The following is a 10,614-nucleotide window of genomic DNA, read 5'->3' as shown; positions in this document are numbered from 1 at the left end:
TCAGAATGACAGCGAAGGGGACGTGGTTCAATTTAACGGTTTGTGTTTCATTGGTTACAGATTCTTCATTGCATTCAGAATGACAGCGAAGGGGATGTGGTGCAATTTAATGGTTTGTGTTTCATCGCTTACGGGTTCTTCATTGCTTTCCAGCATAATCGAAAATCACAATTAATAAAGACCATTTATGGCTTTAGGTTTTTTATTGTTACCTTACAGATCCATTAACCAAACCAAATATTTTTTCGATTAAAATGCGTTTTAAAATCATCCCGATCTTATTGCTGATTTGTAATTTTGCTTATGCACAGCAAACGCAACTGCAATTTTCGAGGCTTGACCTTTCAAACGGGCTTTCCAATAACCAGGTAAATGCCATTTACAAAGATACGCAAGGTTATATGTGGTTCGGTACCATGGCCGGCCTTAACCGTTACGATGGTTATCAGTTTAAGGTTTTTAAGCACAATGCCAGAGATCCGAAATCATTAAGCGATGATTTTATCAATGGCATAAGCGAACTTCCAGACGGAAAACTCTTGATCGATACACGGGCGGGTTTAAATATTTTTGATCTCGAAAAACAGCAGTTTTCTCATGATATTGACGCTCATTTTAAAAGCCTCGGCATACCGACTGCAAAAATAACAGGTACTAAAAAAGATAAACTTGGCAATTTTTGGTTCAATGCAGGTGCTGAGGGTGTATTTATATACAATAGCCTTAAAAAAACAACACTTCATTTAAAATGTGCAGATCTTCAGTCAAATGCACTCGGTTCTGCGCCTGTTACCCATATCCAAAGCGGTGCAGATGGCGATATGTATGTTTTACATACCGATAAATCCTTTGAACGTTTAGCGATCAGCACCCTGAAAATCAAAGCCCGCTCTTATGGGATCAGGTTGAAAGATAAAGCTGATTTTAAGCCCCTGCGCTTTTTTATCGATAATAAAGGAGCCGTTTTCATCTGGAGTTTTAATGATCAGGAAGGCTTAACCTATTACCAGCCAGAACTTAACGTGGTGAAATACCTCAGCCAAAAAGCAGGCGGTTTAAATAATAACCTGGTAACCGGGGTAATTCAGGATGAAAATGGTACAATATGGATCAGTACCGATCATGGTGGAATCAATATTTTAAATAGAGAAACGCTTAAGGTAAGTTATGTGCAGAACAGGGAAGACGATCCGAAAACCTTAAGCCAGAATAGCATTGTGAGTCTTTATCAGGATAATGTTGGCATTATCTGGGTGGGTACTTTTAAAAAAGGAATCAGTTATTACCATAAAAACATCATTAAATTCCCGCTATTCAGGCATTTGGCTTCTGATAACCGGAGTTTGCCCTATGATGATGTTAACCGCTTTGTGGAGGACGAAAAAGGCAATATATGGATCGGCACCAACGGACAGGGGCTGATTTATTACAACAGGAAAACGCAAAGCTATAAAAGTTACAGGCATCAGGCCAATAACCCTAACAGCATCAGCAACGATATTGTGGTCAGCTTATTTATTGATGATGAAAAAAAACTCTGGATCGGGACTTATTTTGGCGGCTTAGACTGTTTTGACGGGCAGAAGTTTAAAAATTACCGTCACAGCACTGGTAATGCCAATAGCATTGGTGATGACCGGATCTGGGATATTATTGAGGGCGATGACCGGAAACTCTGGATCGCTACCCTGGGAGGAGGTGTTGATGTACTCGATCGTTCAAAAGGTGTTTTTTCGCATTATAAGGCTTATTCATCTGCAAATAGTGTGGGCTCTAACTTTATTACAGCGCTATTAAAAGATAAATATGGTAATGCTTATATCGGCACCTCATCCGGTTTAGATTTTTGGGAGAAAAAAACAGGGAAATTCAAACATTTTATTGCAGATCCGCACCTTAAAAACTCACTCAGTAACGGCAATGTGTACGATATTTTAGCCGATAGTTATGGTTATATCTGGGTAACCACCAGAGATGGGCTAAACCGCTATAATCCTGAAAATAATCAATTTGAGGTATTCAGGGTAGATAAAGGACTCTCTGATAATAACACCTTAAATATACTTGAAGATAAAAATAAAAACCTTTGGGTAAGTACTACCAGGGGTTTGACGTTTATCAAAGTAAAAAAAACGGCTAAAGGTTTTGCTTATACTTTTAGAAATTATGATCAGCAGGATGGTTTACAAGGGAGGGAGTTCAATGTAAATTCGGCATATATGACCAAAAACGGCGAACTGATATTTGGAGGAGCCAATGGTTTTAATCTTTTTAAGCCAGAAGACATCAGAACAGATCATACGAAACCGGAAATTGCCCTTTCTGACCTGCAGATTGCGAATAAAAGTATTGCTGTAGGTGAAGAAGTAGATGGTGAGGTAATTTTGGATAAAACTTTAAATAGTACGCCAGATCTGTCTTTAAACCATAAAAACAATGTTATTTCAATCGAATTTACGGCATTAAACTATTTTAATCCCGATAAAATCAGGTACCGATACATGTTAGAAGGTTTTGATAAAACCTGGCAGGAACCTTCAGGCAATTTACGAAGGGCAACCTATACCAATCTCGATCCAGGCTCGTATGTGTTTAGGGTTTCTTCTACCAATTCGGCCGGCGATTGGGTTCCGAACGAGAAAAAAATTTCCATTAAAATATTACCACCCTTTTGGAAAACGCCATTGGCTTATCTGCTTTATTTTGCATTTGCCGGGGCTGTACTTTTCCTGATCAGGCACCGCGGTATCCAAAAATTAAAAAGAGAATTTGCATTAGAGCAGGAGCGCCACGAGGCCAAACGCATGCACGACCTCGATCTGATGAAAATCAGGTTTTTTACCAACGTAAGTCACGAGTTTCGTACGCCTTTATCGCTGATCATTACTCCAATGGAGAAACTGATCAAACAAACGGACGATGAAGGGAAAAGACAGCAACTGCAGATGATCCACCGAAACGGAAGGCGCCTGCTGAACATGGTTAACCAGTTGCTTGATTTTAGAAGAATGGAGGTGCAACAGCTAAAACTGGATTATAAACTAGGTGATGTGGTCGATTTTATCAAAGACTTAACTTATTCCTTTACCGATATAGCCGAAAAGAAAAATATTAAATTCCATTTCGAATCGGAGCTTACCAGTTTGATTACCGCTTTTGATTATGATAAAATAGAACGCATATTGTTTAACCTGCTTTCTAACGCATTTAAATTTACACCCGAAAGTGGGGCGGTTACCGTTTTATTAAGATCAGCCCTAAACGAATATAATCAAACCTGTCTTTTAATCAGCGTTAGCGATAACGGGATTGGTATCGAAGAAGATAAACTGAACCGGATATTCGACCGTTTTTTTCAGAGCGATATCCCGGGTTCACTTGTTAACCAGGGCAGTGGGATTGGTCTGTCGATTACCAAAGAGTTTGTACGCTTGCATGGCGGCGAGGTTTGGGCCGAAAGCAAAGTAGGTGAAGGATCTACCTTTACCGTTAAAATTCCTTTTGATGAGGCAGACGTAACCATTGTAGAAAACAGTAAGCTTAGTTTTACCGTTAAGTCGCCTTTAAAGGAAATAACCGAAGAAAATAATCCTGTTCTCCTTCCCGGATTCGATAAAAAACCAGTGCTGTTGCTGATAGAAGATAATGACGATTTCAGATTCTACCTGAAAGATAATTTGAGCGAGTTTTATCAGATCTACGAAGCCGCGAACGGAAAAGAAGGATGGCAAAAGGTTTTGTCGGTTCATCCCGATCTGGTGGTGAGCGATATCAGTATGCCCGAAATGAATGGTATTGATTTATGTAAAAAAATTAAAGGTGATGTGCGCACGGCAGATACTCCTGTAATTTTACTTACAGCCCTTACCGGAGAGGAAGTACAGCTCTCGGGTTTGGAAACCGGTGCCAACGATTATGTCATGAAACCTTTTAACTTCGAAATCCTGCTCTTCAAAATCAAAAACCAGCTCAGGCAGTTGGCGTCTTCGAAAATCAAATATAAAAAGCAGGTTGATATTAGTCCTAAAGCAGATGAAATTGAATCTGTTGATGAAAAATTTATGAGGCAACTTTCCGCACTGATCGAAACCAATGTTTCCAATGCCGATTATTCCGTAGATCAGCTCAGTCAGGAAATGAACATGAGCCGGGTAAGCCTTTATAAAAAAGTACTGCTGTTAACCGGAAAATCTCCGGTAGAATATATCCGTTTTTACCGACTCAGAAAAGCGACCCAGCTTTTAGAAAAATCGCAGTTAACCATTTCCGAAATTGCTTACGAGGTGGGTTTCAACAACCCAAAATACTTTACCAAGTATTTTAAGCAGGAGTTTAACATCTTGCCATCGGTATACGTTGCTCAAAAATCCATCAAAAAGTAATTTCTTTATTCTTGTAAAATGCTGTTTTATAGGGTGTTTTATGTTGGGTTAACATTTGCATACCTATTCTTAAACATTTGCATACCACGCTTATTTCGGTAGCCTTTTACCTTTAGCTTATTAAACAACCAAATATTCTGCGGCGCCATCTAACATTGGTTGTCCTATAAGCTTTATGAGAAAATATTATTCCTTCCTAAGTACAGTTGTATTTTTATTAGTCTTTCCAGTGTGCGCTTTTTCGCAGACCGTTCATTATCAAAAAACCGATAATGGAATCATTGTGCGTCTAGGTATTAATAACATTGCCATTGGTAAACAGATTAAAATAGAAGTCATCACCGATCAGATTATCCATGCCATAATTACACCAGGTGATCAATTTTCGCTCGAACCCAGTTTAATGGTGATTCCGGTAAAATCTAAACCAGAGTGGACAGTTACTGAAAATGCAGACGGAATCAGGCTGACCACAAAATCACTGTTGGTAAAGGTTGACATTCACTCAGGTCAGATTCAATACCAGGATCTCAACGGAAAAAATATTCTCGAAGAAAAAGTACAAAGCGCAAGGTCGTTCAAAGCCGTTTCTAACGATGGAGAAGCAGGCTATCAGATTACGCAGGTTTTTAATTCGCCAAATGATGAGGCGCTTTATGGCTTAGGGCAACATCAGGACGATATGATGAATTATAAAGGCAAACAGGTTTTGCTCCTTCAGAACAATACCGATGTAGCGATTCCTTTTCTACTGAGTAGTAAAAATTACGGCATCCTTTGGGATAATTACTCTATTACGAAAGTGGGCGATGTGCGGGATTATCAACCATTATCAAGTTTGCGACTATTTTCTAAAGATGGCGACCAGGGTTGGTTAACCGCTACCTACAGCGATCAGAAAAAAAATGCGGCAACCATCACAAGGGCCGAATCGGATATCGATTATTCTTTTTTAAGCGATATGAAAAAATTCCCCGATAGCTTTAAAATGGCCAACGGAAAAGTACTTTGGGAAGGCAAAATCTCTTCAGGATATACAGGCTTGCAACACTTTCATGTTAAATATGCCGGTTACATTAAAATCTGGATTAATGGAGAGCTGTTGGTAGATAAGTGGAGACAGGCATGGAATCCGGGTACTGCTGTTGTGGAAACAGAAATGCAGAAAGATAAAAAATACGACATTAAAATAGAATGGATTCCAGATGGTTCAGAATCTTACCTGGCCATAAAATGTTTAACTCCGATACCAGAGGGCGAAAAAGATCAGTATGCTTTTTCTTCAGAGGCCGGAGATGAGATCAACTACTATTTTGTTTCGGGAGCCAATGCCGATGAAGTGATTAGCGGATACAGAACCCTTACCGGTAAAGCAGTGCTGATGCCAAAATGGGCCATGGGCTTTTGGCAGAGCAGAGAAAGGTACAAAACCCAGGACGAGCTTTTGGGCGTAGTGAAAGAATTTAGAGATCGTAAAATCCCGATTGATAATATTGTGCTCGATTGGCAGTATTGGAAACCCGATAGCTGGGGAACGCATGAATTTGATAAAAGCCGTTTCCCGGATGCCGATGCCATGATTAAAACCCTTCACGATACCTATAATACCCGTTTGATGATTTCGGTATGGCCAAAATTTTACAGCGGCAATGCCAATTACGACCTGATGAACAAAAACGGCTTTTTGTATAAACGCAATATTGCTGATGGCAGAAAAGATTGGTTAGGCTATCCATCTACTTTTTACGATGCCTTTAACCCGGAAGCCCGTGGCCTGTTTTGGGACCTGATGAACAAAAACCTTTACAAAAAAGGAATAGATGCCTGGTGGATGGATGCTACCGAACCGGATATCCATTCTAACCTGCCTATCGAAGAAAGAAAACAGCTGATGACGCCAACATTTTTAGGTTCTGCTACGAAATATTTCAATGCTTTTCCGCTTCAGAATTCGAAAGGCGTTTACGAAGGGCAGCGGAAAGCCAATGCGAACGATAGGGTATTTATTTTAACAAGGTCTGCTTATGGTGGTCTGCAAAGGTATGCAGCAGCTACCTGGAGCGGCGATATTGCCTCTCGTTGGGAGGATATGAAATCGCAGATTTCGGCAGGAATCAATTTTTCACTGTCCGGCCTTCCTTACTGGACCATGGACATCGGTGGTTTTTCGGTAGAACGCAGGTATGAAAAACCAGATGCAGCCGATCTGGCCGAATGGAGAGAACTCAATACCCGATGGTACCAGTTTGGTGCATTTGTTCCCTTATTTAGGGGTCACGGCCAGTTTCCGCTGCGCGAAGTGTACAATATTGCACCAGCAGATCATCCGGCTTACAAAAGCATTTTATTTTACAATAAACTGCGTTACCGTTTAATGCCCTACATCTATTCCTTAGCAGGAAATACCTACCAAAAAGATTATACTATTATGCGTGGCCTGATCATGGATTATGCAACAGATGAACAGGTTAAAAACATTGCCGATCAGTACATGTTCGGGCCTTCGCTGCTCATCAATCCGGTGTATAAATATGGCGCCACCAGCAGAAAAGTGTATTTACCAAAATTAAATGGCTGGTACGATTTATACACGGGCGCTTATGTTAAGGGTGGACAAAGCATCAACGCTAAAGCACCTTACGGCCAGATGCCTATTTATGTAAAAGAAGGTGCAATTATTCCTTATGGACCCGAAATTCAGTATACAGCCGAAAAACCTGCCGATCCGATTACCTTATATGTATATACGGGCAAGGATGGAGCATTTACACTCTACGAAGATGAAGGTTTAAACTACAATTACGAAAAAGAGGCTTTTTCTACCATTGAGTTTATCTATAGCGAAAGTGCCAAAACGTTAACCATTGCCGATCGTAAAGGGACCTTTAAAGGCATGTTAGAAAACAGAACCTTCAATATTATACGCATTACGCCTAAAAAAGCAAAAGCTTTAAATTTTAATCAAACACCGGATAAAACCATACACTACACCGGCAAACAAACAATAACCAAATTTTAACTAACCAGATTTATGAGACAATTATTTACAAAACTTAAAAGATGAGGCGTACATTAAACAAAACAGGAATTGTATTGCTGATGTTTCTTTTCATGCTTATCCACTTCAGTTCTGCTGTTTTTGGGCAGGCGGTTCAAAAAACAGTACGTGGTAAAGTAACCAGTAGCGACAATATTAAAGATGCTATTCCAGGGGTGAGCATCTCCCTAAAAGGGAAAAAAACACAATTGGCCATTACCGATGGGGCAGGTAATTTTGTGGTAAAAGTGGCCACAGGCGATGTACTGGTATTTAGTTACATCGGTGCAGAAGCAAAAGAAGTTACCATTGGCAATCAGGATGTAATTAATGTGAGCCTGGTTACCACCATCAATAAACTTGATGAAGTGGTAGTGGTAGGTTACGGAACGTCTTTACGCAAAGACCTTACCGGTTCGGTATCATCCATACGGGCAGATGATATTGCTAAATCGGCAGCAACTACTTTCGATCAGGCATTACAGGGGCGTGTAGCCGGAGTGGTCATCAATACCAATTCTGGTCAGCCTGGTGGTGGTATTTCGGTACAAATCAGGGGAGTTTCTACCTTAGGTGGTAACCAGGAACCTTTATATGTAGTTGATGGGGTATTTTACGGTGGTGATGTTAACGGTGCCATTTATACAGGCGGTAGCCCGGGTACCAATCCACTGGCCACCATTTCACCCTCAGATATAGAAAGTATCGATATTTTAAAAGATGCTTCTGCAACGGCTATTTACGGTAGTCAGGCCAGTAACGGTGTAGTAATTGTAACCACCAAAAAAGGAAAATCAGGTCCGCCAAAAGTGAGCATCGATGCTTCTTATGGCATACAGCAATTACCAAAATATTTACCGGTGATGGAACTTCCCGAATATGCCGCCTTTAGAAATGTACGGGACGTATTGAACGGGGCAGTACCAAATCCGTTATTTGCCGATCCCTCAGTGTTAGGGTCAGGCACAAACTGGCAAAAGGCGATTTTCGGCACGGCACCAGTAGAAAATTATAACCTTTCGGTAAACGGTGGAGACGGAAGAACAACCTACATTTTGAATGCAGGTTACCTTTCGCAGGATGGTATTGCGGTAAAATCTGATTTTAAAAGATACAATGTAAGGCTGAATGTGGAAACCAAAGCAACTACGTGGTTAAAACTTTCTGCCAACATCTCCGGAAACCGCATTAACGAAAATATCAATAACCAGGATGGTAATTTAGTTCAACTGGCTATCAGACAATCGCCTGATATTGCCGTTGTAAACCCAGATGGTTCTTATGGTGGCCCATCAAGTCCTCTTTTTACCTTAACCAATCCATTTGCGTTAACGGAGATCAACACCAATACCCGAACGCGTAGCGAGGTTTACGGAAGTGCTTTTGCAGACATTACTTTCCTGAAAGATTTTGTATTGAGGAATGAGATTGCCGTAAATTATAATTTCGGACAGATTGAGCAATTTGAGCCAGCTTATCAATTCGGTCAGTTCCCTAAAACCAATAGTTTTGGCCGGAGGGGAACTACAGCTTATAACAACAATACCTTTCGTACTTATTTAACCTATAACCATACTTTTGCTTCGAAATATAAACTTAACGGTACTTTAGGACACGAATCGCGTTTAAATACCAGCAGTTTTGTTGATGCCACCGCAACCGGTTACTTTCAGTCTGTAAATTCTGAACTGAACCTGGGCGATCCGGCAAAAGCAACTTCAACCAGTGGCAAAAGCCAGCAAGCCATCGATTCTTACTATGGCAGGTTCAACTTTACTTATGATGATAAATATACCCTAACATCTACTGTGAGGTACGACGGTTCATCGAAGTTTTCACCGGATAACCGGTGGAATTTTACTTATGCCGTAGCTTTGGCCTATCGTTTAAAACAGGAAAATTTCCTGAAATCAGTTGATTTTATCAGCGACCTTAAGCTTCGTGTGGGTTATGGCCTGGTAAACAACCAGAACATTGCCGATTATGTTTATGGGACCTCTTACCGCACCACGCAAACGGCTTTAGGCCTAGGTGTCCTGTTGGATAATGTACCTAACCCGGATGCCAAATGGGAAACCACCAAATCATCAAACGTGGGTATTGATGCCAGTTTCTTTAAAGACAGGTTGCAGTTTACGGTAGATGCTTATTATAAGAACACGAATAACTTATTAAATAGCCTATCCTTACCGCTTTATTCGGGTACTACGCCGCAGGATCAGTTTACGGTTGCAAAATTGAATGCACCGACCAAAAATATAGGCTCTATTGTAAATAAAGGGATCGAGTTCAGTGTAAACTCTACCAATATCAAAACCAAAAATTTTAGCTGGACAACCAATATTACCTTATCGAGGAATTTAAACAAGGTTACCAGTTTAATTACTGAAAACACCAATTTGCCTCAATATCTGGGCACAGATATCGTTCAACAGGTTGCTGTAGGCAGATCAATCGGTGAGTTTTATGGCTACATCGCCGATGGCGTATTTAAAGATGGCGCCGATTTAACCAATAGCGCTAATCAAGGTGCCATCGGTGTAAACGGGGTTTGGGTTGGCGATATTAAATTCAGGGATTTAAACGGAGATAAAGTAATCGACAGTAAAGATTTAGCTTATCTGGGCTCACCGTTGCCAAAATTCCAGTATGGCTTCACCAATACTTTCAAATATAAAGCATTCGACCTGACCGTATTTTTCAACGGAAATTATGGCAACAAAATCTTTAACCAGTTAAAACGTACAAACGAAGATCTTCAAAGTGGTTTCGGATTGTTGCAATCGGTTAACGATTATGCCCGTATTGGCCTGAAAGACCCTAATGGAAGCGCTACAGACATTAATAATGTATATGTCACCAATCCTAACACCACCGTTCCACGGATTTCAACTTCAACATTAAATGGCAACAACAGGGTTTCTTCGAGGTATATCGAAAACGGATCTTACCTGCGTCTTAAAAATTTAGTGCTGGGTTATAGTGTACCATATAAAATCGTTCAAAAGGTAAAACTTGGTTATTTAAGAGTTTATGGCAATGTGACCAATCTGTTTACCATTACCGATTATACAGGTTATGATCCCGAAGTAGGATCGAGGTTCCAGAACGCGCAATCGGCAGGGGTTGATAATGGCAGATACCCATCATCACGTACCTACACCTTTGGTATTTATGCCGGTTTTTAACATTAAT

Annotated in this window: 3 protein-coding genes; all 3 read left to right on the top strand. The window is 40.4% G+C overall.

Annotation, left to right across the window (positions count from 1 at the left end):
* Nucleotides 1–254 precede the first annotated feature (254 nt).
* Nucleotides 255–4,382: a hybrid sensor histidine kinase/response regulator transcription factor gene (locus U859_RS0125245; RefSeq protein WP_025146037.1), complete on the top strand. Its 4,128-nt coding sequence runs from the start codon at nucleotides 255–257 to the stop codon at nucleotides 4,380–4,382.
* Nucleotides 4,383–4,557: 175 nt separating this feature from the next.
* Complete coding sequence (locus U859_RS0125240) at nucleotides 4,558–7,401, top strand: TIM-barrel domain-containing protein (RefSeq protein ID WP_025146036.1); 2,844 nt, start codon at nucleotides 4,558–4,560, stop codon at nucleotides 7,399–7,401.
* A gap of 41 nt (nucleotides 7,402–7,442) precedes the next feature.
* Complete coding sequence (locus U859_RS0125235; protein ID WP_025146035.1) at nucleotides 7,443–10,607, top strand: SusC/RagA family TonB-linked outer membrane protein; 3,165 nt, start codon at nucleotides 7,443–7,445, stop codon at nucleotides 10,605–10,607.
* The last annotated feature ends 7 nt before the right edge of the window (nucleotides 10,608–10,614 follow it).

It is taken from the genome of Pedobacter jeongneungensis (genome assembly GCF_000633455.1).
GTDB classification, from domain to species: Bacteria; Bacteroidota; Bacteroidia; order Sphingobacteriales; family Sphingobacteriaceae; genus Pedobacter; species Pedobacter jeongneungensis_A.
This window is presented reverse-complemented; position numbering and strand designations above follow the sequence as displayed.